Annotated in this window: 22 protein-coding genes and 1 pseudogene; 19 read left to right on the plus strand and 4 right to left on the minus strand. The window is 62.5% G+C overall.

The genetic code is table 11. The features are described 5' to 3' along the window. Positions 1-181 precede the first annotated feature (181 nt). The 18 genes and pseudogenes from C3F12_09875 to C3F12_09960 all read left to right on the plus strand — a co-directional run bounded on the left by C3F12_09875 (position 182) and on the right by C3F12_09960 (position 21,430). Positions 182-1,846: an alpha-D-glucose phosphate-specific phosphoglucomutase gene (locus C3F12_09875; GenBank protein ID PWB46333.1), complete on the plus strand. Its 1,665-nt coding sequence runs from the start codon at positions 182-184 to the stop codon at positions 1,844-1,846. Beyond that, positions 1,843-4,389 (plus strand): DUF3417 domain-containing protein, encoded by a 2,547-nt coding sequence (locus C3F12_09880; protein PWB46334.1) that lies wholly within the window; start codon positions 1,843-1,845, stop codon positions 4,387-4,389. Before C3F12_09875 ends, C3F12_09880 begins: the two co-directional genes overlap by 4 nt. A 119-nt stretch (positions 4,390-4,508) precedes the next feature. Further along, positions 4,509-4,670 (plus strand): annotated as a pseudogene (locus C3F12_09885) (6-phosphogluconate dehydrogenase (decarboxylating)). 26 nt (positions 4,671-4,696) lie between these two features. Further along, on the plus strand, positions 4,697-6,046 hold the full coding sequence (gene zwf, locus C3F12_09890; protein PWB46426.1) for a glucose-6-phosphate dehydrogenase: 1,350 nt from the start codon (positions 4,697-4,699) through the stop codon (positions 6,044-6,046). A 246-nt stretch (positions 6,047-6,292) separates the two neighbouring features. Then, entirely contained in the window at positions 6,293-6,799 is a 507-nt protein-coding gene (locus tag C3F12_09895) for a hypothetical protein (protein PWB46335.1), read from the plus strand. Positions 6,800-6,880: 81 nt separating this feature from the next. Next, the gene (locus C3F12_09900; protein PWB46427.1) at positions 6,881-7,273 is read left to right on the plus strand and encodes an NADH-quinone oxidoreductase subunit A; all 393 of its coding nucleotides are present in this window, start codon (positions 6,881-6,883) and stop codon (positions 7,271-7,273) included. A 4-nt stretch (positions 7,274-7,277) separates the two neighbouring features. Further along, entirely contained in the window at positions 7,278-7,919 is a 642-nt protein-coding gene (locus C3F12_09905) for an NADH-quinone oxidoreductase subunit B (GenBank protein ID PWB46336.1), read from the plus strand. A 50-nt stretch (positions 7,920-7,969) separates the two neighbouring features. Next, positions 7,970-9,718, plus strand: a complete 1,749-nt coding sequence (locus tag C3F12_09910; GenBank protein PWB46337.1) for an NADH-quinone oxidoreductase subunit C/D — start codon at positions 7,970-7,972, stop codon at positions 9,716-9,718. A gap of 35 nt (positions 9,719-9,753) precedes the next feature. Next, a complete protein-coding gene (locus C3F12_09915) occupies positions 9,754-10,284 on the plus strand; it encodes an NADH-quinone oxidoreductase subunit NuoE (protein ID PWB46428.1) in 531 nt (176 codons plus the stop codon). Beyond that, on the plus strand, positions 10,241-11,521 hold the full coding sequence (locus C3F12_09920) for an NADH-quinone oxidoreductase subunit F (GenBank protein PWB46338.1): 1,281 nt from the start codon (positions 10,241-10,243) through the stop codon (positions 11,519-11,521). Before C3F12_09915 ends, C3F12_09920 begins: the two co-directional genes overlap by 44 nt. A gap of 3 nt (positions 11,522-11,524) precedes the next feature. Further along, positions 11,525-14,245, plus strand: coding sequence for an NADH-quinone oxidoreductase subunit G (locus C3F12_09925; protein PWB46339.1), 2,721 nt, complete (start codon positions 11,525-11,527; stop codon positions 14,243-14,245). Continuing rightward, positions 14,242-15,204 carry an NADH-quinone oxidoreductase subunit NuoH gene (locus tag C3F12_09930; GenBank protein PWB46340.1) on the plus strand — a complete coding sequence of 321 codons (963 nt, stop codon included), beginning with the start codon at positions 14,242-14,244 and terminating at the stop codon, positions 15,202-15,204. The genes C3F12_09925 and C3F12_09930 overlap by 4 nt, the downstream gene beginning before the upstream one ends. Positions 15,205-15,220: 16 nt before the next feature. Continuing rightward, complete coding sequence (locus tag C3F12_09935) at positions 15,221-15,736, plus strand: NADH-quinone oxidoreductase subunit NuoI (GenBank protein PWB46341.1); 516 nt, start codon at positions 15,221-15,223, stop codon at positions 15,734-15,736. 27 nt (positions 15,737-15,763) lie between these two features. Next, a complete protein-coding gene (locus C3F12_09940) occupies positions 15,764-16,267 on the plus strand; it encodes an NADH-quinone oxidoreductase subunit J (protein PWB46342.1) in 504 nt (167 codons plus the stop codon). A 4-nt stretch (positions 16,268-16,271) separates the two neighbouring features. Then, positions 16,272-16,580 (plus strand): NADH-quinone oxidoreductase subunit NuoK, encoded by a 309-nt coding sequence (locus tag C3F12_09945; protein ID PWB46343.1) that lies wholly within the window; start codon positions 16,272-16,274, stop codon positions 16,578-16,580. Between the two features lies 1 nt (position 16,581). Beyond that, on the plus strand, positions 16,582-18,474 hold the full coding sequence (locus C3F12_09950) for an NADH-quinone oxidoreductase subunit L (protein ID PWB46344.1): 1,893 nt from the start codon (positions 16,582-16,584) through the stop codon (positions 18,472-18,474). Next, a complete protein-coding gene (locus tag C3F12_09955) occupies positions 18,471-19,982 on the plus strand; it encodes an NADH-quinone oxidoreductase subunit M (protein PWB46345.1) in 1,512 nt (503 codons plus the stop codon). Before C3F12_09950 ends, C3F12_09955 begins: the two co-directional genes overlap by 4 nt. 32 nt (positions 19,983-20,014) lie before the next feature. Further along, the gene (locus tag C3F12_09960) at positions 20,015-21,430 is read left to right on the plus strand and encodes an NADH-quinone oxidoreductase subunit N (GenBank protein PWB46429.1); all 1,416 of its coding nucleotides are present in this window, start codon (positions 20,015-20,017) and stop codon (positions 21,428-21,430) included. An 18-nt stretch (positions 21,431-21,448) separates the two neighbouring features. Here C3F12_09960 and C3F12_09965 read toward each other — a convergent pair whose 3' ends face one another. From C3F12_09965 to C3F12_09980, 4 genes are all read right to left on the minus strand, one after another. Next, positions 21,449-22,291, minus strand: coding sequence for a phosphosulfolactate synthase (locus C3F12_09965; protein ID PWB46346.1), 843 nt, complete (start codon positions 22,289-22,291; stop codon positions 21,449-21,451). A 25-nt stretch (positions 22,292-22,316) separates the two neighbouring features. Beyond that, positions 22,317-23,687, minus strand: coding sequence for a 2-methylcitrate dehydratase (locus tag C3F12_09970; protein ID PWB46347.1), 1,371 nt, complete (start codon positions 23,685-23,687; stop codon positions 22,317-22,319). A gap of 49 nt (positions 23,688-23,736) precedes the next feature. Continuing rightward, positions 23,737-23,919, minus strand: coding sequence for a hypothetical protein (locus tag C3F12_09975; GenBank protein ID PWB46348.1), 183 nt, complete (start codon positions 23,917-23,919; stop codon positions 23,737-23,739). Between the two features lie 92 nt (positions 23,920-24,011). After that, the gene (locus tag C3F12_09980) at positions 24,012-24,227 is read right to left on the minus strand and encodes a hypothetical protein (protein ID PWB46349.1); all 216 of its coding nucleotides are present in this window, start codon (positions 24,225-24,227) and stop codon (positions 24,012-24,014) included. A gap of 604 nt (positions 24,228-24,831) precedes the next feature. On the opposite strand from C3F12_09980, the gene C3F12_09985 reads away from it, so the two are divergent. Continuing rightward, positions 24,832-25,134 (plus strand): hypothetical protein, encoded by a 303-nt coding sequence (locus C3F12_09985; GenBank protein ID PWB46350.1) that lies wholly within the window; start codon positions 24,832-24,834, stop codon positions 25,132-25,134. Positions 25,135-25,452 lie beyond the last annotated feature (318 nt).

Below are 25,452 nucleotides of genomic sequence, written 5' to 3' on the forward strand. Positions count from 1 at the left end.
CAGCGTGGAGGGACAAAGAAACGTTCCATGCGTCGCATACACGCTATCGATCTCATGTGGGTCGGCCGTACCCTTGTCTGTAACGCGGACCGACGCGTCTCGGCGTCGAACGCGAGGCGAAACCACACGAGCAGATGATGGTCGCGAAGGTTGTGATCCAACGTATCAGGGGAGAGAGGCTATGAAGCACAGTCCGCAAGCCGGCCGGCCGGCCGATCTCAGTATGCTGGTGAACGTCCCGCGGCTGATCACGGCGTATTATTCCGAGGCGCCGGACCCGGCTGTGCCGGCTCAGCGCGTGGCGTTCGGCACGTCGGGGCACCGCGGCTCGGCGTTCGAGCAGTCGTTCAACGAGGCGCATATTCTGGCGATCACACAGGCCATCTGTCAGTACCGTCGCGCGCAGCATATCGAGGGCCCGCTCTTCCTCGGCATGGATACGCATGCGTTGTCGGTGCCCGCGCGGGTGAGCGCGCTGGAGGTGCTGGCCGCCAACGAGGTCGAGGTTATGATTGCCGGCCCGGATGAGTTCACGCCCACGCCGGCGATTTCCCTTGCGATTCTCACCTACAACCGCGGGCGCACAACCGGTTTGGCCGACGGCATTGTGATCACGCCGTCGCACAATCCGCCCGAGGACGGCGGGTTTAAATACAATCCGCCGCACGGCGGGCCGGCCGACACCGAGATCACGGGTTGGATCGAGCGGCAGGCAAATGCGTATCTCGAAACCGGTCTGCGCGACGTGAAACGAGTGCCGTACGAGAGGGCCCGATGCGCAGCGACGACGCACCGGTATGACTACCGCGCAACCTATGTCAACGACCTGAGCAATGTGATTGATGTCGAGGTCATTCGTGACGCGAAGATCAGGTTGGGAGTCGATCCTCTGGGCGGCGCGGGTGTGCATTATTGGCAGCCGATTACCGACCGTTACGGCTTGAATCTGCAGATCGTCAGCGACGTTGTTGACCCGACCTTCCGGTTTATGACGCTGGACTGGGACGGCCGGATTCGGATGGATTGCTCGTCGCCGGATGCCATGCAACGGCTGATCGGGCTGAAGGACCGGTTTGAGGTGGCTTTTGCCTGCGACACCGACCATGACCGGCATGGCATCGTGACGCGCAGCGCCGGGCTGCTCCAGCCGAATCAGTATCTGGCGGCGGCGATCTTTTATCTGTTCCAGCACCGGCCCGCCTGGTCGAAGGAGGCGGCCGTGGGCAAGACCATCGTCAGCAGCCAGATGATGGACCGCGTGGCGGCCCGGCTGGGGCGCAAGCTGTACGAGACGCCGGTCGGATTCAAGTATTTCGTCGAAGGGCTGCGTGACGGTTCGCTCGGGTTCGGCGGCGAAGAAAGCGCGGGGCTGTCGTTTGCCCGCCGCGATGGAACGGTCTGGACTACAGACAAGGATGGGATCATCGCGGCGTTGTTGGCGGCGGAAATGACGGCGCGGCTCGGGCGCGACCCCGGCGAGATGTACCAGGAGCTCACGCAGGAATTCGGCGCGCCGGCTTACGAGCGATTGGACGCCCCAGCGACGCCCGAACTGAAGGAGCGGCTCAAGAACATCAGGTCCGAACAGGTGGAGTTCGAGGAACTGGCGGGCGAGAAGATCCAGGCGATCCTCACCACGGTGCCGGGCACGGGCGCGCCGATCGGCGGCCTGAAAGTGATCGCCGAGAACGGCTGGTTCGCGACCCGGCCCTCGGGGACGGAGGAGTTGTACAAGATATACGCCGAGAGCTTTCGGGGGCCGGATCACCTGCGGCGCATCCTCGAAGAGGCGCAAGTCATCGTCGGCAAGACGGTGAATGTTGCGCTGCCCAAGGAGGGCATATGAGCACGCCTGAGACATCGTGCGATCCCAGAGACCCGTGTTCGTCCGTCGATATCGTCGGGGCGGATGCGTTGCGGGAGCTGGCGCTCGACATGCGCTGGTCCTGGAATCATGCTGCCGACGAGGTGTGGCAGCGGCTCGATCCGGCGCTGTGGGAGCTGACCCACAACCCCTGGGTTGTCCTGCAGACGGTGTCGCGGGACACCCTCGCGCGCGCGATGGCCGACCCTACATTTCGCGACACGGTGGCCGGCCTGGTGCGCGCCAAGCGCCAGGCGGCGGAGACGCCCGGGTGGTTCCAGCAACAGCACCCGCAGTCGCCGCTGACCTGCGTCGCCTATTTCAGTATGGAATTTATGTTGAGCGAAGCGCTCCCGATCTACTCGGGCGGGTTGGGCAATGTGGCGGGCGATCAGCTCAAGGCCGCCAGCGACCTGGGCGTGCCGGTCGTGGGCGTGGGACTGCTGTACCAGCAAGGCTATTTTCGGCAGGTGATCGACACAGAGGGGGCGCAACAGGCGCTCTTTCCCTACAACGAGCCCGGGCAATTGCCGATCACGCCGGTGCGCGAAGCGAACGGCGAGTGGTTGCGCCTGGAGATCGCCTTGCCCGGTTATTCGGTGTGGCTGCGGGCCTGGCAGGTCCAGGTCGGCCGCGTGACGTTGTACCTGCTCGATACCAATGACGCAGCGAACTCCCCGACGCATCGCGGGATCACCAGCGAATTGTACGGCGGCGGACCGGAGCTGCGCTTGGAGCAGGAGCTGCTGCTCGGCATCGGCGGCTGGCGGCTGCTCTGCGCGCTCGGCCTCCGACCGGAGGTCTGTCATCTGAATGAAGGGCATGCGGCCTTTGCCGTGGTGGAGCGCGTTCGGACGTGCATGGACGAGACCGGTCAGCCCTTCGCTGCGGCGTTGGCCGTCACGCGCGCCGGCAACCTCTTTACCACGCATACCGCCGTGCCGGCCGGGTTCGACCGCTTCGCGCCGGCGCTCATAGAGCAATACCTGAGCCGGTACGCCCGCATGCAGCTTGGCATTTCGGTGCAGGAGCTGCTGGCATTGGGTCGGCGGCAACCCAATGACGCGACGGAGGAGTTCAATATGGCGTACCTGGCGATCCGCGGCAGCGGCGCGATTAATGGTGTGAGCCGGCTCCACGCGACGGTGAGCCGGCGCCTTTTTCAGCCGTTGTTTCCCCACTGGCCGCAGGCCGAAGTGCCGGTGCAACACGTGACCAACGGCATCCACGTCCCAAGCTGGGACTCGGCGGCAGCCGACGCGCTGTGGACCGAGACCTGCGGCAAGGGCCGCTGGCTGGGCATGACGGACACCTTGGAGGAGGACTTCTGCCGCGTCTCCGATACGCAGCTCTGGCAGATGCGCGCGGCTGCCAGCAAGACCTTTGTCGAATACGTGCGCGAACGATTGGCCCGCCAATTAATCGCCTCCGGGGCGCCGCCCGCGGCCGTGGCCGAGGCGCAGCATCTTCTGGATCCGGACGCCTTGACGCTCGGCTTCGCCCGCCGGTTCGCGACCTACAAGCGGCCCAACCTGCTGCTGCACGACCCGGAACGGCTGCTGCGCCTGCTGGCCGATCCGCAGCGTCCAGTGCAACTGATCATTGCCGGTAAGGCCCACCCGGCCGACCTGGCTGGGCAGGCCATGATCCGGGAATGGATCCGGTTCATCCGGCGGCCCGACGTGCGGCCGCATGTGATCTTCCTGAGCGATTACGACATGCTGTTGACCGAGCGCTTGGTGCAAGGGGCGGATGTGTGGCTCAACACCCCCCGGCGACCGTGGGAAGCCTGCGGCACGAGCGGCATGAAGGTGCTTGTCAACGGCGGCCTGAATGTGTCGGAATTGGACGGCTGGTGGGCGGAAGCCTATACGCCAGAAGTCGGCTGGGCGTTGGGCGACGGCCGGGAGCACAACGACGATCCGACGTGGGACGCGGCCGAAGCGGAGGCGTTGTACGCCCTGCTCGAACGCGAGGTGATCCCCGCGTTTTACACCCGCGACGCGAACGGCATGCCCGGGGCGTGGGTCGCGCGGATGCGGGCAAGCATGGCGCAGTTGACGCCGCGGTTTGCCGCCGGGCGCGCCGTACGTGAGTACACGGAACAGCACTACCTGCCGGCCGCCACGGCCTACCGGGCGCGCGCTGCCGACAACGGCGCCGGGGGCCGGCAGATGTTCGAGTGGCAGCGCACGCTTGCAGACAAGTGGGCCGCGCTGCGATTTGGCGACGTAACGATCGACACCAACGGGGCGCAGCATGATTTCGAGGTGCATGTGTACCTCGATGATCTCGATCCGGATACCGTGCGGGTGCAACTCTACGCCGACAGCGCTGACGGAGAACCGCCGTCCCTGCACGCCATGCAACGTGTCCGACAACTGGTGGGCGCGGTCAGCGGCCGTGTGTACCGCGCCACGTTGCCGGCAAGCCGGCCGGCGAGCGACTACACCGCGAGGATCGTCCCGTATCACGACGGCGTCGCTGTTCCCCTGGAAGCCGCCCAGATCCTGTGGCAGCGATGAGGCAAGCGTCAATTCTCGAGGCGGACACGCTCATGGGTAGGAAAACAAGACTGAAGGAGACCGTGGCGCGGCTGCTCTGGATCACGTGGCCGAGATCGGCGAATGCACGGACATTCGGAGAGGCGCTGCGGGATGAGGGTGTGCCGGTGCCGGTGTTGACCGCCGCGCTCTACGCACGGTTCGCCTCGCGCGGCGAAGCGGATTGTCAGGACACACTGCTTTCGGCCATGCGCCTCGGCTTCGGCGGGCATCTGGAACAACCGGAGGCAACACAACCGTGAACCCCGACGCTTTTCGTTCGGACACGTTGGTGTTTTTTGGGGCCACTGGCGATCTGGCCTACAAGAAGGTCTTCCCGGCATTGCAGGCGATGGTCAGGCGCGGGACGCTCCGGGCACCGATCATCGGCGTCGCCAAATCAGGTTGGAACCTGGACCAACTGAAGGCTCGGGCGAAGGACAGTGTGGAGAGACACGGTGGATTGGACCCGGCCGCCTTTGAGCAACTGTGCTCTTACCTGCGCTATGTGGACGGCGACTACAACGATGCCGAGACGTTTCAGGCCTTGCGTCGCGAGTTAGGCGGGGCCCAGCGGCCGGCCTATTACCTCGCCATCCCGCCTGCGGCGTTCGGTGCGGTGGTGGAACAACTGGCCCGAATGGGCGACACCGCTAACGCGCGCGTCATCATCGAAAAGCCTTTCGGCCGCGACCTGTCCTCGGCGCGGGCCCTGAATCACATTCTGCTCAACACGTTCACCGAGAGCGCGATCTTTCGCATCGACCACTACCTCGGTAAGCAGCCCGTGCACAGTATGTTGTTCTTCCGGTTCGCCAACGCGATGCTGGAACCGTTCTGGAATCGTTCCCACGTCGAAAGCGTGCAGATTACCATGGCGGAAGAGTTCGGTGTGCAAGGCCGGGGGGTGTTTTACGAGCAGGTCGGCGCGATCCGCGACGTGGTGCAAAACCATCTGTTTCATATCCTGGCCAATCTGGCGATGGAACCGCCCGTGCGCACCGATAGTGAATCGATCCGAGACGAGAAGGTGAAGGTACTCAAGGCCATTCCGCCGCTCGCGCCGTCGGATCTGGTGCGCGGACAGTTTCGAGACTACCGGAACGAGGCGGGCGTGGCGTCGGATTCCAGAGTGGAGACGTTTGCCGCTCTCAAGCTGGAGGTCGATTCCTGGCGGTGGCGCGGGGTTCCCTTTTATATCCGCGCCGGTAAATGCCTCGCCGTCACCTGCACCGAGATTGTCATCCGGTTGCGACGTCCGCCAACGATGTACGAGCAGTACGATCTGCAATCGAACTACGTTCGGTTGCGGATCAGTCCCGATATCGTGCTGGCCTTCGGCTTGAATGTTACCTCGCCCCTTGAAGAATCGCAGAGCCTGCTCTCGGAGCTGCTGGCGAGCCGCCATCCATTCGCCAAGGAGATGGACGCCTACGAACGCGTCCTCACCGACGCGATGGCGGGGGACGCTACATTGTTCGCCCGCGAGGATTACGTCGAGGAGGCCTGGCGCATCGTTGATCAGGCGCTGAACGTTGAGACGCCGCCACGCGAATATGCACCGAAGACCTGGGGGCCGGCGGAAGCCGAATTACTCGCGCCGCCAGGCGGCTGGTCCAACCCGGTCGTAACCGGTTGAATGTCTTTGTGTGGAGGTTCCTGTGCCTGCTGATGTGGACGCGGTCGCCCGTCAGTCGGCGACACTGGCGAATACGACAGCTTGTAGGATATGTGAGACCTCTCACAGCATATTGGGGTGTTGCCGCGTATACAATAATGGTAGGTCGCTGACGTGAGAGGCTGGGTAAACAAAACCGGCGACACCGACACTCAACTGTCGGGGTGGCGCGTGTATGAATGATGTGCTGCGAGCAGGAGCATACTGATGGACCAGAGCAAAAGGATTCTCGTGGCGGTAGATGACTCAGAGGCGTCCAGTCGGGCTGTAACCTATGTCGCGACAATGATCGGACGTCGAAGTGGATTTCGTGTGCGACTGGTTCACGTCCTCCCCTCTGTGCCTCCCGCGCTGCTTGAGTGTGGCGGATCTGAAAATCCGGAGCAGGAGGAGAGACGTGAAGCGGCGGAGCACGCGGCGCAGACCCGATGGCTTGATCAGGCAGAAAACGCTGCCCGGCCCGTACTTGCCCGGGCCAAGTGGATCCTCCGAAAGGCTGGAATGCCGATTTCAGGCGTGGAGACCCAGTTGTGCACATCGACGAGCGGGGAGGAGGTAGTGCGGGAGATCCTCGAGACGGCGCGCGCATCGCGGTGCGGTACCGTTGTCGTCGGTCGAGAGTCGCTTCCCGGGCTGAAGGGGCTGTTTCAGCATCATGTGGGAGACGAGTTGATCAAGAGAGGACAGGGCATTACCGTATGGGTTGTCGAGTAGACACCATGCCTGATGTGGTGTCGGCTGCCAGGTAAAGGGCAGTTGAGGAGTGGGAGGGGCAGGAGGGCTGTGGAGGTGAGCATGGAGCCGGTGTGGCCATTCGCCCTGTATTGTGCGGCTGTGATCGCGGTCGTTGGCGCGATGATCGGCCTCTCCGCCCTGCTGGGCCAACGTCACAGCGAGACCTCGACGGGGGAGCCATATGAGTCCGGTATCCTCTCAACGGGATCCGCGCGCGTGCGGCTCTCTGTCAAGTTTTACCTTGTCGCCGTATGCTTCGTGATCTTCGACGTGGAGGCGGTGTTCCTGTTCGCCTGGGCAATAGCACTAGACGATGTGGGCTGGACAGGGTTCGTCGAGATCCTGATCTTTGTCGGCGTCCTGATTGCTGCGCTCGTCTATCTCTGGCGCCTGGGTGCGCTCGATTGGGGACCGCTTGGGCGGCGGCCGACACGCTCGCCGGAAGCAGGGTAGGCTGATGAGCTGGCGCATGAGTCAAGCGGGCGTTTCACAGCCGTCGGGGTGGGGCGGCGACGCGCCGTTCGATGAAGAGGTCCGCCGCTGCTTCATCCTGGCCCGTCTGCAGGACCTCCTGGCGTGGGGCCGGAAGAACTCGATCTGGCCGTTCAACTTCGGCCTGTCGTGCTGTTTCGTAGAGATGGCGACCAGCATCACCAGTAAATACGACATCGCTCGTTTCGGCGCCGAGGTTATTCGCGGTACCCCCAGAGAGGCGGATGTCATCGTCATCGCCGGCACCGTATTCATCAAGATGGCGCCGATTGTCAAGCGCCTGTACGAGCAGATGATGGAGCCTCGTTGGGTGATCTCCATGGGCTCATGCGCCAACTCCGGCGGGATGTACGACATCTATAGCGTCGTTCAGGGGGTGGACAAGTTCCTGCCGGTCGATGTCTATGTGCCGGGCTGTCCGCCGTCGCCGCAGGCCTTTATGGAGGGCCTGCTCCTCCTGCAGCAGGCTGTAGGCGCCGAGCGTCGGCCGCTGAGTTGGATGGTGGGGCCACAATCGGTGACGCGACCGCCGCTGCCGTCCATGCGCGACGGCAACCGTGCTGCGCGACAGCGGACCACCGTGCTGCGCGCACCGAATGACGTCTGACCGATCACACCCGAAGGCCCCATGACAGTTCGAGACGAGTGACGCCGCTGATGGCTACGGAAGGCGTGATTACCGATGAGTTGAAGACACGTGACGCGGCGGCGGTCATCGCGGTGCAACAGACGCGAGATGAGATTCCCACCGTGTGGGTCGCTCGTGAGGCGATCCGGTCCGTTCTCCGCTACCTCAAGGCAGAGGTGAATCGCCCGTACCGGATGCTGTATGACCTGACCGCCATCGACGAGCGGGCTCGAAAGACTCGCCGGGGCCAGCCTAAGAGCGACTTCACCGTGGTCTATCATCTCCTCTCCTTTGAAAGAAACCAGGATATCCGGCTGAAGGTCCCGCTCCAAGGCGATTCCCTTTCCTGTCCCACGGTAACCGATATCTGGCCATCGGCGAACTGGTACGAGCGCGAGACGTGGGATATGTTCGGCATTCGATTCGAGGGTCATCCGCATCTGAAACGAATCCTGATGCCCGACACCTGGACGGGGCACCCGCTGCGCAAGGAGCATCCCGCTCGCGCTACCGAGATGGACCCCTTTCGCCTGCCGGAGGAGAAGGAGGAGGTCGAGCAGGCGGCGTTGCAATTCCGGCCGGAGGAGTGGGGGTTGAAGCGCCGCGACGAGGACACGGAGTTCATGTTTCTCAACCTGGGACCGCAGCATCCCGGAACCCACGGCGTCCTGCGCATCGTGCTCCAGCTTGACGGCGAAGAGATCATCAATGCCGTTCCCGACATCGGCTTTCATCATCGGGGAGCGGAAAAGATGGGGGAGCGGCAGTCGTGGCACACCTTCATCCCTTACACTGATCGGGTGGACTACCTCGGCGGGGTCATGAATAATCTGGCGTATGTCCTGGCCGTGGAGCGGCTGGCAGGGATCGAAGTACCCGATCGGGTGAAGGTGATCCGGATCATGATGGCGGAGCTATTCCGGATTGCGAGCCACCTGGTCTGGTATGGCACCTTCGCCCAGGATGTGGGCGCGCTTTCGCCGGTGTTCTACATGTTCAACGATCGGGAGCGCATCTTCGACATCGTCGAGGCGATCACCGGCGGTCGGATGCATCCGAGCTGGTTCCGCATCGGAGGGGTGGCGCAAGACCTTCCGAAGGGCTGGGACCGACTGGTGCGGGAGTTCGTCGAATACATGCCGCGGCGGCTGACCGAATATGACAGTCTCGTGATGGAGAACCGGATCTTCAAGGCCCGCACCCAGGGCGTGGGCAGCTATACCCCGGACGAGGCCATTGACTGGGGCGTCACCGGTCCTAATCTGCGGGCCTGTGGATTCGAGTGGGATTTTCGCAAGAGGCGACCCTATTCCGGTTATGACCAGTTCGAGTTCGCGATTCCGACTGCGAAACGCGGCGACTGCTACGGCCGAGCGACCGTCAGGGTCGAGGAGATCCGACAAAGCCTGCGTATCGTCGAGCAATGCCTGAATGCCATGCCTCCTGGCCCGTACAAGTCGGCGCATCCCCTCGCGACCCCGCCCCGTAAAGAGCGCACGATGTACGATATCGAAACGCTCATCGCGCACTTCCTCAGCGTCAGTTGGGGGCCGGTCATCCCGCCGGGTGAGGCGTTCGTCGGTATCGAGGCGACCAAGGGCAACAACGGCTACTACCTGGTCAGCGATGGCGGCACGATTGCCTACCGGGTACGTATCCGGACGCCGTCGTTTCCGCACCTGCAGATGATCCCGCTGATCAGTCGCGGGATGATGATTCCTGATCTGCTGGCGATCCTGGGCAGCCTCGATTACGTGCTGGCGGATGTGGACCGATGAGGCATGCGTGGCCCGGCGATTGAGGAGAGGGCATGATGCTTCCCAAGGAGATTGAGCAGACGATCGAGGCCGCGACACGGCGCTACCCGCAGAGGCGGGGCGCGTGCATCGAGGCGTTGCAGATCGTACAACGACATCACAGTTGGGTCTCGGATGATGATCTCAAGGAGCTGGCTCGGCTGCTGCAGATGACGACGGACGAGCTTGATGGCGTCGCAACATTCTATAACCTGATCTTTCGAAAGCCCGTGGGGACGCACGTGATCCTGCTCTGCAACAGTATCTCCTGCTGGATCATGGGATATGAGCGTCTCCGCGAACAGGTAACGGCCCGGCTTGGAATCGCATTCGGGGAGACGAGCGCCGATGGCCGGTTCACGCTGCTTCCGAATGTCTGTCTTGGCGCCTGTGATCATGCGCCTGCGATGATGGTCGATGAGGACCTCTATGGCGACGTGAGCCCAGCAACGCTGGACCCGATCCTTCACCAGTACGGCTGCGCGGGCACGCCGGGAAAGGGAGATGGGGAACGAACGACCGCTGACCATGAACATCAGGCCCGGTGAGCCGCCTCCTGACCTGAAGGGGTACGAACGGGCAGGGGGGTATACGGCGGTCCGCAAGGCCCTTCGTGATATGACACCCAAAGGCGTGACCGCGCTGGTAAAGGACTCCAACTTGCGCGGGCGCGGCGGGGCCGGCTTCCCCACCGGTCTGAAGTGGAGCTTTGTGCCGATGGGTGAGGAGGCGCCTCGACCCAAGTACTTTATCGCCAATGCCGATGAGATGGAGCCGGGAACCTTCAAGGATCGCCTCCTCCTCGAAGGTAATCCGCATCAACTCATCGAGGGCATGATCGTCGGCTCATACGCCATCGAGGCTGAGGTGGCCTACATCTTTCTGCGGTGGGAGTATCGGGAGGCGGAGCGGCTCCTGACCAAAGCCATCGCTGAGGCCTACGCGGGCGGCTATCTTGGCAGGAACATCCTCGGGTCCGACTATCATCTGGAACTCCATGTGCACATCAGCGCCGGCCGCTATATGTGCGGTGAGGAGACGGGCCTGCTCAATGCCCTCGAAGGCAAGCGGGCCACGCCGCGATACAAGCCTCCTCATCCGGTGATCTCCGGCCTGTGGGGCAAGCCTACCGTTGTGAACAATGTCGAGACACTTTGCAATATCCCTCACATCGTCAACAATGGGGTCGAGTGGTTCAAAGGCTTGAGTGATACACGCGACAGCGGGACCAAGCTCTATGGCGTCAGTGGCAGGGTCAGGCGGCCGGGCGTGTGGGAGTTGCCGATGGGTACGACGATCGGGGCGCTCCTTGAAGAGCATGCGGGGGGTATGCGCGACGGATTCAGATTTCATGGTCTGCTGCCCGGCGGCGCCTCAACCGATTTCCTTACCGAAGCACACCTCAATGTCAAGATGGATTTTGAGTCGGTCTCGAAAGCCGGGAGCCGGATGGGCACCGGTACGATGATCATTCTGGACGATCGGACCTGTCCGGTCGGCTTTGTAGGGAATCTGGAGGCTTTCTTTGCGCAGGAATCGTGCGGGTGGTGCACGCCCTGCCGTGAGGGACTGCCGTGGACGGCCAAGATCCTTCAGGCGCTCGAAGAGGGGAGTGGACAGGCAGGCGATCTGGAGCGGCTGGCTCTCCACACCAAGTTCCTTGGTCCGGGGTTGACATTCTGCCCGCTTGCTCCCGGCGCTATGGAGCCGCTCGGGAGCGCCCTGAAATACTTCCGCGAAGACTTCGAACGGCATATCCGCGAGAGGCGTTGCCCGTGGAGATAGCCGATGGCCGTGATCTACATCGACAAGCTGCCGTACGAGGTTGATGCCGGCGATAATCTTCTGCACGCCTGCCTGTCGCTGGGCTTCGACCTTCCGTACTTCTGCTGGCACCCGGCATTGAACTCAGTGGGCGCCTGTCGCCAATGCGCCATTAAGCAGTTCGAGGATGAGGAGGACACGAAGGGCAGGATCGTCATGGCCTGCATGACGCCGGCCGTCGACGGAACACATATCTCGATCGACGATCCGGAGGCGGCAGCATTCCGGGCCGGCGTGATCGAGTGGTTGATGGAGAACCACCCGCACGATTGTCCCGTCTGCGATGAAGGAGGCGAGTGCCACCTGCAGGATATGACGGTGATGACGGGTCATATCTATCGCCGCTGTCGGTTCAAGAAGCGAACACACCGGAATCAGTACCTCGGCCCCTTTCTCAATCATGAAATGAATCGATGTATCCAGTGTTACCGGTGCGTTCGCTTCTATCGGGATTATGCGGGAGGCCGGGACCTCGACGTCTTTGCCGCGCGCAATTACGTCTACTTCGGCCGTCATGAGGACGGGGTGCTGGAAAACGAGTTCAGCGGCAATCTGGTGGAGATCTGCCCCACAGGGGTCTTCACCGATAAGACCCTGAAGCGTCATTACACCCGCAAATGGGATCTTCAGACGGCTCCCTCCATCTGCGTCCACTGCGGGCTGGGCTGTAACACAATCCCGGGCGAGCGCTACGGTACGCTGCGACGCATTCGCAACCGTTACAACGGCGAGGTCAACGGCTATTTCCTGTGCGACCGCGGGCGCTACGGCTACGAGTGCGTAAACAGTGAGCGCCGGATCCGCCGCCCGATGCTCCGCACCGGGCGCGGTGAGGAGAAGCAGCCTATCTCCAAGGACAGCATCCTTCCGCATCTGGTCCGGCTTCTTTCAGATCGGTCGAGGGTGATCGGGATCGGATCGCCTCGGGCCTCGATCGAAGCGAACTTTGCATTGCGTACCCTCGTCGGTCCGGACCAGTTTTCTGTCGGCATCTGCGAACGGGACGTGCGCCTGCTGTCCGCGATCGTCGCGATTCTGCAAGACGGGCCGGCGCGATCGCCGTCGCTCCGGGACATTGAGCTATCCGATGCCGTGTTCGTGCTGGGTGAGGACGTGACCAACACGGCGCCGCGACTGGCGCTGGCCCTTCGCCAATCGGTGCGGCAAGCGCCGATGAAGATCGCCGACGCGTTGCGCATCCCCGTGTGGCACGATGCTGCCGTCCGGACAGCGATCCAGCACGCGAACGGGCCGCTGTTCCTCGCCGCCACAAGCAGCACGGGACTGGACGACGTGACGACGGAGAGCTATCGGGCAGCCCCTGACGATCTGGCCCGGCTCGGGTTCGCGGTCGCTCACGAGGTGAGCGACGACGCTCCACCAGTGCCTGATCTGCCGGCAGAACTGCGACCTGTGGCCAGGCGTATTGCGCAGGCGTTAGCGAGCGCCGCACGTCCGCTTGTGATCTCCGGGATCGGTTGTGGGAGCGAGCCCGTGATCCAGGCTGCCGCCAACGTGGCCTGGGCCCTGTGCGGGAAAGGCCGGCCCGCCGGCTTGTGCTTCACGATGCCGGAGTGCAACAGCCTTGGTCTTGCGCTCATGGGCGGCGACAGTCTCGGTCGGGCCTTCGAAATGGCGCAGCAGGGACGGGCGGATACGGTCATCGTTCTGGAGAACGATCTTTACCGGCGGGCCGATGCTGTCGCTGTGGACGCGTTCCTGGACACGGTCCGCAACATTATTGTGATCGATCACCTGGACCACGCGACTGTCTCAAAAGCCGACGTCACGCTCCCGGCCGCGACGTTTGCCGAGACGAGCGGCACACTGCTCAGCAGTGAAGGACGCGCTCAACGCTTTTATAGCGTCATGACGCCGGATGGGGAGATTCAGGAAAGCTGGAAATGGGTTCGCGATCTGTTGACAGCCGCTGGCCGCGCGGACGGCCCCGTCTGGCGGACCCTGGACGAGATTGTTGCTGCGTGCGCGCATACCGTGCCGGCGTTCAAGCGGCTCCGGGAGGCGGCGCCGTCGGCTGACTTTCGCATGGCGGGTCAGAAGATTCCGCGCGAGCCGGCCCGGTACAGCGGCCGTACGGCCATGCACGCCCAAGTGAGCGTTCACGAGCCGAAGGCGTCCGACGATCCCGACTCGCCTTTCGCCTTTTCGATGGAAGGGTACCCGGGTGAACCGCCGTCCCCGCTCATCCCGTTCTTCTGGGCGCCAGGCTGGAACTCCGTTCAGTCGGTCAACAAGTTCCAGAGCGAGGTGGGTGGCCCATTACACGGTGGAGATCCCGGCGTACGGCTGCTTGAGCCGGCCGGGAATGGAACAGCGCGCTACTTCAGCGACCCTCCTCGAGCCTTCGAGCGCAGGAGCGATGCGTGGCTGGTGGCGCCGTTCTTTCACATCTTCGGGACCGAGGAGCTGAGCATGCTGGCCCCTGCCGTGGCGGAACGCGCGCCCCGGCCCTATCTGGCGCTGAATCCTACCGATGCCGTAGCGCTCGATGCCGGTCCTGGTGAGGAGGTGAACCTGGTCCTGGGCGAGGTTGGTTACCGCCTGCCGGTGATCCTCAATGCGTCGCTGCCTGTTGGGTTAGCCGGACTCCCTGTCGGCGTGCCCGGCTTGATCGGGATCGACCTGCCTGCGTGGGGTAGGATAGTGAAAGCCGAGTCGGCATGAATGAACTGATGCGATCGGGCGCGAATATCGTCGCTGTGCTCATCGGGGCGCTCACCACGGCTGCGTTCCTGATCTGGCTCGAGCGGCGCCTGCTGGCGCTCTGGCAGGATCGGTACGGTCCGAACCGTGTCGGGCCCTTCGGCCTGCTGCAGGTGCCGGCCGACGCGATCAAACTGTTCGCCAAGGAGGACTGGGTTCCCCCATTCGCCGAGAAGGCGGTCTTCATTCTCGCGCCGGCTGTGATCATGGTCGCCGTGCTGCTGTCGTTCGCGGTCGTGCCTATCGCGCCGGGCATCGGCGTGACGGATCTGAACATCGGGCTGCTGTTCTTCCTGGCGATGTCGTCGCTCGGAGTCTACAGCATCGTTCTGGCGGGCTGGGCGTCCAATAACAAGTATGCCCTCCTGGGAGGGCTGCGCGCGTCAGCGCAGATGCTGAGCTATGAGGTCTTCATGGGGCTTTCGGTGATGGGGGTGGTTATGCTGGCCGGAACGTTTGATCTGCGCAGCATCGTGGACGCCCAGAAAGATCTGTGGTTCTGTATTCCGCAGGCGCTTGGCCTGTTCGTCTTCGTTGTGGCGGGCATCGCTGAGACGCGCCGTCTGCCGTTCGATCTGCCCGAGGCGGAAAGCGAGCTCGTCGCGGGCTTTCACACAGAGTACTCCGGCATGAAGTTCGGGATGTTCTTTGTGGGTGAGTATCTCGGGATGACCCTGATATCAACCATGATCGTGACACTCTTCTTTGGCGGGTGGCTGGGCCCCTGGCTGCCGCCGCTCGTCTGGTTCCTGCTGAAGACCTTCGTCTTCGTCTGTTTCTTCATCCTGCTTCGGGCCGCGCTTCCGAGGCCGCGCTACGACCAGCTCATGGCGTTCGCATGGAAGGTCATGCTGCCGCTTGCGTTGCTGAACCTGATCGTCACGGGCGGCATTGTGCTGGCGCTGAGTTCGAGGACATGACAATGGGTGGTGCGCGATGCTCAGCCTTGTGAAAACTCTGTGGCGCGTCTGTGTGCACGCCCTTCGACGGCGGGTTACGGTCCAGTACCCGGAGCAGAAACCCTACCTGCCGCCCAGGTGGAGAGGGCGAATCGTTCTCACCCGTGACCCGGACGGCGGCGAGCGCTGCGTGGCCTGTTACCTCTGCGCCGCGGCATGCCCGCCGGACTGCATCTCGCTTCAGGCCACGGAGGACGAGCACGGCAGACGATACCCGCAGTTTTTCCGCATCAACTTCTCGCGCTGCATCTTTTGCGGGTTTTGCGAAGAGGCGTGTCCCACCTACGCGATCCAACTCACCCCCGACATTGAGATGGGCGAATACAATCGACGCAACCTGGTCTACGAGAAGGCAGACCTGTTGATCAGCGGCCCCGGCAAGTATCCCGAGTACAACTTCTACCGGGTTGCCGGAGTGGCCATCGGTGGGAAAGGCAAGGGCGAGAATGAGAATGAGGAGACGCCGGTCGATGTTCGAAGTCTCATGCCGTAATGGGAATCTCGCGCCGGCGTAACGTCGATGGACGTGGCGTTCTATATCGCGGCGAGTGTAGCCATCGGCTCCACCGTCATGGTGGTCACAGCCTTGAGAGCGGTGCACGCCTTGCTCTATCTGATCGTCTCGCTGCTCTCCGTGGCAGTGATCTTCTTTATGCTTGGCGCTCCATTTATCGCGGCCCTGGAGGCGATCGTATACGCCGGGGCCATCATGGTCCTGTTCGTCTTCGCGATCATGCTCCTCAACCTCGGTTCGGCAGAGGCGGCGCAGGAGCGGCAGTGGTTGAACCCCCGGATGTGGGCGGGTCCGTCGATCCTGTGTGTCGTGCTGCTGGGGGAACTGATCTACATCCTGTCCCGCGGTGAGAGCCATGGATCCAGCGCGACCGTCGTCGGTCCAAAACAGGTGAGCGTCGTCCTGTTGGGACCGTACCTGATCGGCGTCGAGCTGGCCTCGATGCTGCTGCTGGCGGGTCTGATCGGCGCCTACCACCTTGGCCGGCCTAGCCAGAGGGAGCGCGGATAATCTCATGGTCTCGATCCCTGTAGAACACGGATTGCTGCTGGCCGGGATCCTCTTTGGAGTGGGGCTGATCGGTCTGCTTGTCCGCCGCAATATCATCTTCATCCTGATGTCGATCGAAATTATGCTGAACGCAGCCGGCCTCGCCTTTGTCGTGGCCGGCGCGCGGTGGGGACAGGCCGACGGACAGGTCATGTTCATCTTCATCCTGACGATGGCGGCTGCGGAGGTCTCGGTTGGGCTGGCGCTGGTTCTGCAGATGTATTCCCGCCTCAAGACGCTTGACGTAGACGCCGCCAGCGGTATGCGGGGATGAGATGCTCCAATCGCTCTGGCTGATTCCAGCGTTGCCGTACGGCGGTTTCCTTGTGCTGGCCGTGGCAGGAGGTCGGCTCTCGCGAAGGCGTGCGGCTGTGGTTGGGGTTGGGTCGGTGGGCCTCTCGGCGCTGGTGGCGTTCCTGGTAGCGATCCGGTTTCTTCTGTTGCCTCCTCCCGGCGGGGCCTTTGCCCAGTCGCTCTGGATCTGGATGGACGTCGGCGGGTTCGCGTCCCGGATCGGGCTTTACCTCGATCCGCTGTCACTGGTCATGACGCTGGTGATCACCTTCGTCAGTGTTCTCATTCACCTCTACTCCTCAGAGTTCATGATCGACGACGAAGGATACAGCCGCTTCTTCGCCTACATGAATCTGTTCGTGGGCTCGATGCTGACGCTGGTGCTGGCCGACAACCTGCTGCTCCTGTACCTCGGCTGGGAAGGGGTCGGCCTGTGCAGCTATCTCCTTATCGGGTTCTGGTATACGGACCCGGCCAACGGGCGGGCCGCCCAGAAGGCCTTCATTGTCACACGGATCGGCGACAGCGCGATGGCGATCGGCCTGTTCCTCCTCTTCTGGCATCTGGGCACCCTGGACCTTCAGGAGATGATGGTCCGGGCCTCCCGGCAGTGGCCCGTCGGATCGGGCCTGGCCACCGCCGCGGCGGCTCTACTCCTGGCAGGCGCGCTCGGCAAGTCGGCCCAGCTTCCATTGCAGACCTGGCTGCCCGATGCCATGGCAGGCCCGACGCCGGTGAGCGCGCTCATCCACGCGGCGACGATGGTAACCGCCGGGGTCTATCTGATCGCGCGGGTTCATCCGCTCTACACCCTGACGCCTCACGTTCAGTTCGCGGTCGCCGTCATCGGCGCGCTGACACTGCTGGTGGCGGGCTGCAGCGCGCTGGTCCAGCGGGACATCAAGCGCGTCCTGGCCTACTCGACGATCAGTCAGATCGGGTACATGTTCCTGGCGCTTGGGGTGGGAGCTTGGTCTGCCGCCATGTTCCACTTCGTGACCCATGCCTTCTTCAAGGCGCTGCTCTTCCTGGCGGCCGGCGCCGTGATTCAGAGCCTGCATCACGAACATGACATCTTCAGGATGGGAGGCTTGCGGAAAGAGCTTCCCCTGACCTTTTGGACCTTTCTTATCGGCAGCGCCTCGCTGGCGGGGTTCCCCCTCGTCACGGCGGGCTTCTACAGCAAAGATTGGATCTTGTGGGAGAGCTGGTCCTCCAGCATCGGCAGCCACTGGTTGTGGGCGGCGGGATGGCTTGGCGCCTTACTCACCTCGCTCTACATCTTTCGGGTAGTCTTTGTCGTATTTTTCGGCGCGCCCGTCTCACGAGCGAGCGTCAAGCCCGGCCTCAGGATCACCATCCCCCTGGTCATCCTGGCCATCCTGTCGGCAGGAGCAGGTTTCCTGGAGGTGCCGCATTCGCTAGGCGGCGTATCCCTTTTCTCAAGTTTCATTGAGTCCGCCTTGCCGCGGATGGGGACCCCGCATGCAGGCGCGGGGGCTGAAATGCGGCTGTTGATTCTGGCTATGACGGCTTCGCTGCTCGGGATCTACCTGGCCTACCTGTTGTGGCATCGAAGCCCACATCTGGGCGAGCGGATCGCCCAATCCGCTGCAGGTGCAGCGTTGCACCGCTTCTGGTTCGCTGGCTGGGGGTGTGATTGGCTGTACGATCGGTTGGTGGTGCGACCATTCGTATGGGCCGCCCTCGCGAACAAAGACGACGTCATCGACACGATCTACCAGGGTACCGCTGTGGTCAGTCAGCGGTCCCACCGCGTGCTCCGTCTCTCGCAGACCGGACGGGTACGATCATACGCGGCGGTGATCGTGGCCGGCTCAGTGCTCATCGTGGCCATTGTGTTGCTGACATGATCCTCGCTTGGGTGATTGCTATTGTACTTTCCGGCGGGCTTCTGGCATGGTCCCTTGAACGGATGGGTCCCCACTGGCCGCGATGGATCTCAGTGGCCGCCCTCGTGATCGACCTGGTGCTGGCGCTGACCATGTGGTGGATGGGGTATGTTGGCCTTACCAAAATGGAGCATAGCGGAGGGTGGCTGGCAGAGGCGGATTGGGACTGGATCCCACGGTTCGGCATCCGCTTCCACCTGGCGGCAGATGGTCTGAGTCTGCTGCTAGTCCTGCTGACGCTTTTCCTGGGTATCGCGTCCGTCGGCGCGTCGTGGACCGAGGTGAAGGAACGAGTGGGCTTCTTCCACTTCAACCTGATGTGGGTCCTGGGGGGGGTGCTTGGCGTCTTTCTGGCCCTGGACCTGTTCCTCTTCTATTTCTTCTGGGAGATGATGCTGGTCCCGATGTATTTCCTCATCGGCATCTGGGGCCATGAGAATCGGGTCTATGCGGCGATCAAATTCTTCCTCTTCACACAGGCCAGCGGCCTCCTGATGCTGGTGGCTATCGTCAGCCTGTACTTCGTTCATCATGCCAGTACCGGCGTCTATACCTTCGACTATTTTCGGCTGCTCGGCACGCCGCTGCAGTCATCGACCGGGATGTGGATGATGCTGGGCTTCTTCATCGCCTTTGCCGTCAAGCTGCCGGCCGTGCCGTTCCACACCTGGCTCCCTGACGCTCACACCGAGGCCCCGACCGCCGGCAGTGTGATCCTCGCGGGCCTGCTGTTGAAGACCGGCGCATACGGTCTTATGCGCTTTGTGGTCCCACTGTTTCCAGAGGCGGCGCACGCCTTTGCGCCAATGGGAATGGCGCTGGGCGTCATCGGGATTCTGTACGGCGCCGTCATGGCCTTCGCCCAGACCGATCTCAAGCGGCTCGTGGCCTACACCAGCGTCAGTCATCTTGGCTTCGTCCTCATCGGGGTCTTCGCCTGGAATGAGCTTGCGCTGCAAGGCGCCATCATGCAGATGATCTGCCACGGCATCAGCACGGGGGCGCTATTCATCCTTGTCGGCGCGCTTGCCGAGCGGATCCATACCCGCGACATCCGGCGCATGGGCGGTCTCTGGTCCGTCGTGCCTCGAATGGCCGGGGTCGGGATGATCTTTGCCCTCGCCTCGTTGGGATTGCCGGGTCTGGGCAACTTCGTGGCCGAATTCCTGGTCCTCTTGGGCGCCTATCGAGCCAACATCATCTTGGCGGCGATTGCTACGGTCGGTCTCGTCACCGCCACCATCTATTCACTCAGCCTGGTTCAGAGGACATTTCACGGTCCCAACACGGCAGGGTGGGCGCCCCCTGACTTCTCGATTCGGGAGATGGCCGTCATGGCGGCGATGATCGCTGCGATCGTCTGGCTAGGGCTTTACCCTCAGCCGGTGCTCGCTACGGCTCGTCCGACACTGACCGGCCTCCAACAATATGCGGTCCAGGGCCTCCATCTGCGAGAGGATATACCGTGAGCGGTGCAGACGTCGTCACCCTGTTGCCGCTGATGGTGATCGGTGCGGCTGCCGTGACGATCATGCTGCAGGCGGCATTCTATCGCCATCACCTTGCAGCGGTCGTCCTGACGTTGTTGGGGCTTGCGCTGAGCCTCGCATCACTCCTGCCCGCATCACGCTATCTGCCACGCCCTGTGACGCCTCTCCTGGTACTCGATCGCTTCGCGCTCTTTTATGTGGGGTTGATCCTGGCCGCGTGCATTGGCGTGACGCTCCTTTCGTACGGTTATCTCAAGATACGAACGGGCGAGTACGAAGAGTTTTATGCCTTATTGCTCCTGGCGACACTGGGCGCCATGGTGCTGGTGACCAGCAGTCACTTTGTCTCGTTTTTCCTGGGATTGGAGCTGTTGAGCGTGTCCCTCTATGTCCTGATTGCCTACGTCCGGACCGAAGGGCGGCCGCTCGAGGCAGGCCTGAAATATCTGATCCTGGCTGCGGCCTCCTCCGCATTTCTGCTGTTCGGGATGGCACTAATCTACGCACAGGCCGGGACGCTGGCGTTCGGAGGCGCGGCATCGTGGGTTCGCGCCGGGACAGACGCGCCCAGCCTCTACCTGATGACTGGTCTCGCCTTGATGATCACAGGAATCGGATTTAAGTTGGCGGTTGTCCCGTTCCACATGTGGACGCCTGATATCTACGAGGGGGCCCCTGCGCCGGTCACAGCCTTTGTGGCGACAGTCTCTAAGGGCGCGATGTTTGCCTTCGCGCTTCGCTTCTTCAACCAGACAGAGGGACACGGCTATCGTTCGCTGACCCTAGTCTTCAGTCTGATGGCCATCGCGTCGATGTTCGCTGGCAATCTGCTGGCGCTCATGCAGGACAACGTTAAGCGGATCCTCGCCTACTCATCGATTGCCCACCTGGGCTACCTGCTGGTGGCGTTGCTGGCTGCCGGTTCTTTGGCGGTGGAGGCCGTCACCTTCTATCTGGTTGCCTACTTCGTGACAACGCTGGGCGCCTTCGGTATTGTCGCTGTCTTGTCTGGGAGGGAGGGCGATGCGGACGCAATGGCTGATTACCGGGCTCTGTTCTGGCAGCGGCCGGGCATCGCCTGTGTCTTTACGGCGATGCTCGTCTCGCTAGCCGGTATCCCACTGACGGCCGGGTTTGTCGGTAAGTTCTTTATCGTGACCGCCGGGATCGGATCGGCTTTGTGGGGGCTGGTACTCGTCCTCGTACTCAACAGCGCGATCGGGATGTTTTACTATCTGCGGATTATTGTGACGATGTTCTCTCAGCCTTCGGCGGGGCATCTCGCGACGACTCCAGCGCCGCTTCCGGCCTATACTCATGGAGGGGCGATGGTCCTGGCCGTCCTCATGCTCTTGCTGATCTGGCTGGGGGTCTTTCCTGGCTTCATGCTCCGTATGATCCAGCAAACGGCCCAGAGCCTCTTGTGACTTCAGAAAACAGGACCTTCAACCCTTGTAGGTGACGACTCGACCCCAGAGGCTTTTCGTCCCCCAGATGCCCGACCGGAGACATTCGAGCTGAACGATCTGGCTGTGATCTACGAACAGGTTCACCTCGGGGCCGTAATTCTTGATATACCACGCGAAGACCTCCGGATCAGCAGCCTCGAACATCACCCTTTCCAGCCCCAGCGCATTGATGATCTTGGCTACTGCATCGGTGCGCCAGATCGTGACGTTTTCCGTGATCCCCTCCGATTCGATCATAATCAGATAGGCCCCGACCTCCAGGAAACGCTTGGCCTGCAGGATGGCCCACTCGGGATCTCGCGTGCCCTCGGCTTCCAACTCTGCGGAGGCCGTCGCGCCGCCGGCGCCGAACTGAATACCGATCTCTGGCTTGGCCTTCATCCCTGCCTTATGCACGGCCTCCACCAGCCGAAGCCAATCATCGGTGGGAATCGTGATGAAACCGGCGGAGATTTCGATGATGTCGAATTCCAGCTCCCGGCAGGTGTCGATGTACCGTTTGACGGCCTGCGGCCCCTGCGCCACGACTCGTTCGATGAATCCTCCGGTAGAGACCAGGACATTATACCGGTGGCAGAGGTCGATGAGCTCCTTGACGGCTGTCCGTGGCATCAGGCTGAACGATCCGCCGGCGAACTTCAAGGCATCAACGTAGGTTCCCATCGTCTCCAGCAGGTCCTCCAGGTATCGCTTGCCAATCGGAGTGTAGTAGGGCCCGCGGATCTCGGTGACGCCGCTTCTGCGCGGCTTTGCCGGCCGCTCATTGAGCCTGAGAAAGTCAAACGCCCGCTCATCGTGCGTGGATTGTAATCGGGCCATTGTCTATCCTCCTTTTGTGGGCCGTTCATCCGCTCCGGCGCACCTGGCCGAGCAGCCGCATCAGATCTGAGATGCGAAGTGATTCGATGTCGGCGACGGCATCCACGATTGCGCGACGGAGCGAGACATCGCTGTATGGGGCGCTGAGCCGCTCGAACTTCTGAACGACTGTCTCCCATGTTGTCGGCCGAGTGTGAAACCCCTCGTAGTCCAGTTTCTCTTTGACCAGGGTCCGGCCGTCAGCCAGCAACACCGTGAGGCGACATGGCATCCGATCCGGAAAGTACTGGCTATACACATCCGACGGCCTCACCGAGACCTTTCGGAGCAACGCCTGAACGTCCTCCCGACGGATCCGCTCCGACCGATACTGTTCCGGCATGACTTGGCCATCCAGCATGGCGACGGCCACCAGGTACGGCAAACTGTGGTCGGCCTCTTCCTTCGAGCGAACGATGGTCTTATTCCCTTCCTTGCCGCCGCCGATAATATGGTACGCCACGTCAAAAATCTCGATCTCAACGAGCGACACCTCTTCCACGCGAAGAGTGTGCTCGCGCGTCAGTTCGAGGATTCCCTCGAGGGCCGACTGGGAGTGGATCTCGGCATTATATTTCTTGAGGATGGTGTGCGTCACGCGTTCGAGATCCTCTTTGGACCAGTCGATCTCGAAGGGTCCGGCGATGGTATCCATGAATCCGTTTTTACCCTCGAAGACCTCCAGTGGACCGGTGATGCCGCGCATGGCCAGGAAGGCCGAGTGAGTAGCGCCAAACGCAGTGTTGGGGTAGGCCAAACCTTTCCAGTGTGATAACGCCCCAGTGCGTGTGACTCGCAGCGCAGGGAACGCGGTCCCGCTGATGGCGATCGCATTCGCAGTTTGCGAGCGGCTCAACCCCAGGGCCTTCGACACGCCGGCCGCAGCGGCGTACGCCCCCTGGGTTGTGTGGTCAAAGCCTCTGCCTCGCACAGGCGCCACATCGCTCAGGCGGCACTGAACCTGGTAGGCGACCGCGAGGGCGGTGAGAAGCCCTCGGCCGTCCTGGTTCGCATACTCAGCGGCGGCCAGGACCGCACCGAGGTTATCGCTCGGATGGCAGGTTTCCCCCTTGGCCAGATAACTGTCGTTGAAATCGAGATAGCGCACCAGCGCGCCGTTATAGAGTGCCGTACGGTCAGGGGCCGTCTGCCCTCCGCCGATCAGGGTACAGTGTTGAGCGCCCCCGAACTCCTCAGTCTGCGCTCGGAGCGACCGGATGGGCTCTCCATCAAGCGCCCCGATTGCGCAACCAAGTGCGTCCAGGATCCTGATCTTGAGCTGTTGTCGCGCCGCACGGGAGAGATCGGAATAGGAAGATCTCAGAACGAGTGCCGCCAACCGTTCGGCCATCGTCATCTGGATTCCCCACTACCTTTTCGTACGCCCACCATATCGGGAGCGCTCGTCACGCAGCCTTACAGAACTGTCGATACAGAAACTCCTCCTGCAGCGGGGTAAGATTGAACTCCTTGCTGGCCTCATCGATCAGTTTCCCGCGATTGCTCTCCGGCTGCTCTTCTATGCGTTCACTCAGCCATTCAATTGCCCGTTCCAACGCTCGGTCCCGCAATGCTCGTTGTGCTCTCATCGGTTCTTCCTCCCTTCACATTTTAGCGCAATGTCGCACTCCGTGAAACGGAGGCCGGCTTACCTCCGCCTTGGCCCTGGGGCAGTGCAGCGTTACCCCACCTTGACCTCGACCGTCTTGGCGTCCGGAGTGACGGCAGATACGGTCCCAGATACCGTCCGGATCACGACGGGCGCCGTCGTGCCGGCCTCAGACTGTGCGGCGGGGGTAGCATCTTCTGCACCAGACGCGAGGCTCGCCCCCGCGGCCCGGCTTCTCCGAGAATCGCTGACCAGGCGCAGTTCCTCCGCCCGGCAGTGCCTGATCATCTCCCCGACCTCGATTCAACTGTTCCACACCGGACTGGGGTAGTCCGTATCCACGCTGACAAGCGATGACGTGATGACAGGTTAGACCCGCGGCACAGATCGCAGCTATCAGGTAAAACCTTGAATAGGGGACAGGAAATCCCTGATTGCGATGGCGGTAGGCCGTGTGCTCAGCGACTCACCGTCACGAGATCGGTCGACCCGCGTTGGCGACCCCAGCGGACGGCCTCCGGCAGACCTCCTGTACGTTTATGCTTGGGACCCGTCAGGCACGGAGCATCCCCGCTTCCAGTTCCTTGGCTACGGCCTCCAGCCCGATGGGAATGAGAGCCTGGATGAGGGCGGCCGTTGGGGAAGCGGTTACCGTGGCGGGACGCCACCCCGATCTCGGGGTTCATCTGCGGGCCTGGTGCCGGGTTGAGGGACATGAGTTCCGATCGGGGGAGGACTGTGGAACCGGCCATGCCCGGATCGTCCGAGGCCCTGCGGCGGACCAACGGTGGTGCGCCGCGGAGCGGGCCGGCCGGGCCGATCCTCAAGAAAGCGGAGCCGTGTTGGATAGACCGTCGCAGCGCAGGATGAAGCCCGCCACGTCGCCTTCGGGATGTCGCACCTCCTCGAGCATCTGCAGGCCGTTCCCTCGCTGGGAGCCACGCTGATGAACTCTGTCCGGCGGCGGCATGAAAGCCTCCGTCATACCGCGGGCCTGAACACCGAGGTATTCGACGCCATGGTTCTGCTCGCCGCGGGATCATGGGACTGTGGGGATATCGGCAGGGGTCACGATGCCGTGTCCGCTCTCGTTCAGGAGATGCACAACGGCCGCAAGAGTCGGCTCCTGAAGCTCGGATTCAGCGACGCGGATGCGGACGAGATGTCCGCTCTTCACACTCGGAATTTCATGTAGACTGAAGGCCGTTCCTTCCTTAGCGAGCGGATTACGCCACTCTCCAGCGGTTTCTGCCGCCCCTTGCCCGGGAAGGCGTAGGCCTCGTCTCAGCTCTTCTGCTCCCGCTTCCAGCGCGTCAGCAGCGTATGGTGGATGCCGAGATCTCGGGCGGCTTGGGTTGCCGATGGCGCAGCTTTTCTTTCAGCTCGTCCGGGGGCTTTGGTGACCACAATGTTGCCGGATCGGACCACGTAGACCGGCTGATCTGGCTGGGGATCGTGGCGAGGTCGGCAGTGCGTTGGGGCTGCCGGAGGCGATCGGTGTACCGTAACACCA

The sequence above is a fragment of the Candidatus Methylomirabilota bacterium genome, assembly GCA_003104975.1.
In the GTDB taxonomy this organism is placed as follows: domain Bacteria; phylum Methylomirabilota; class Methylomirabilia; order Methylomirabilales; family Methylomirabilaceae; genus Methylomirabilis.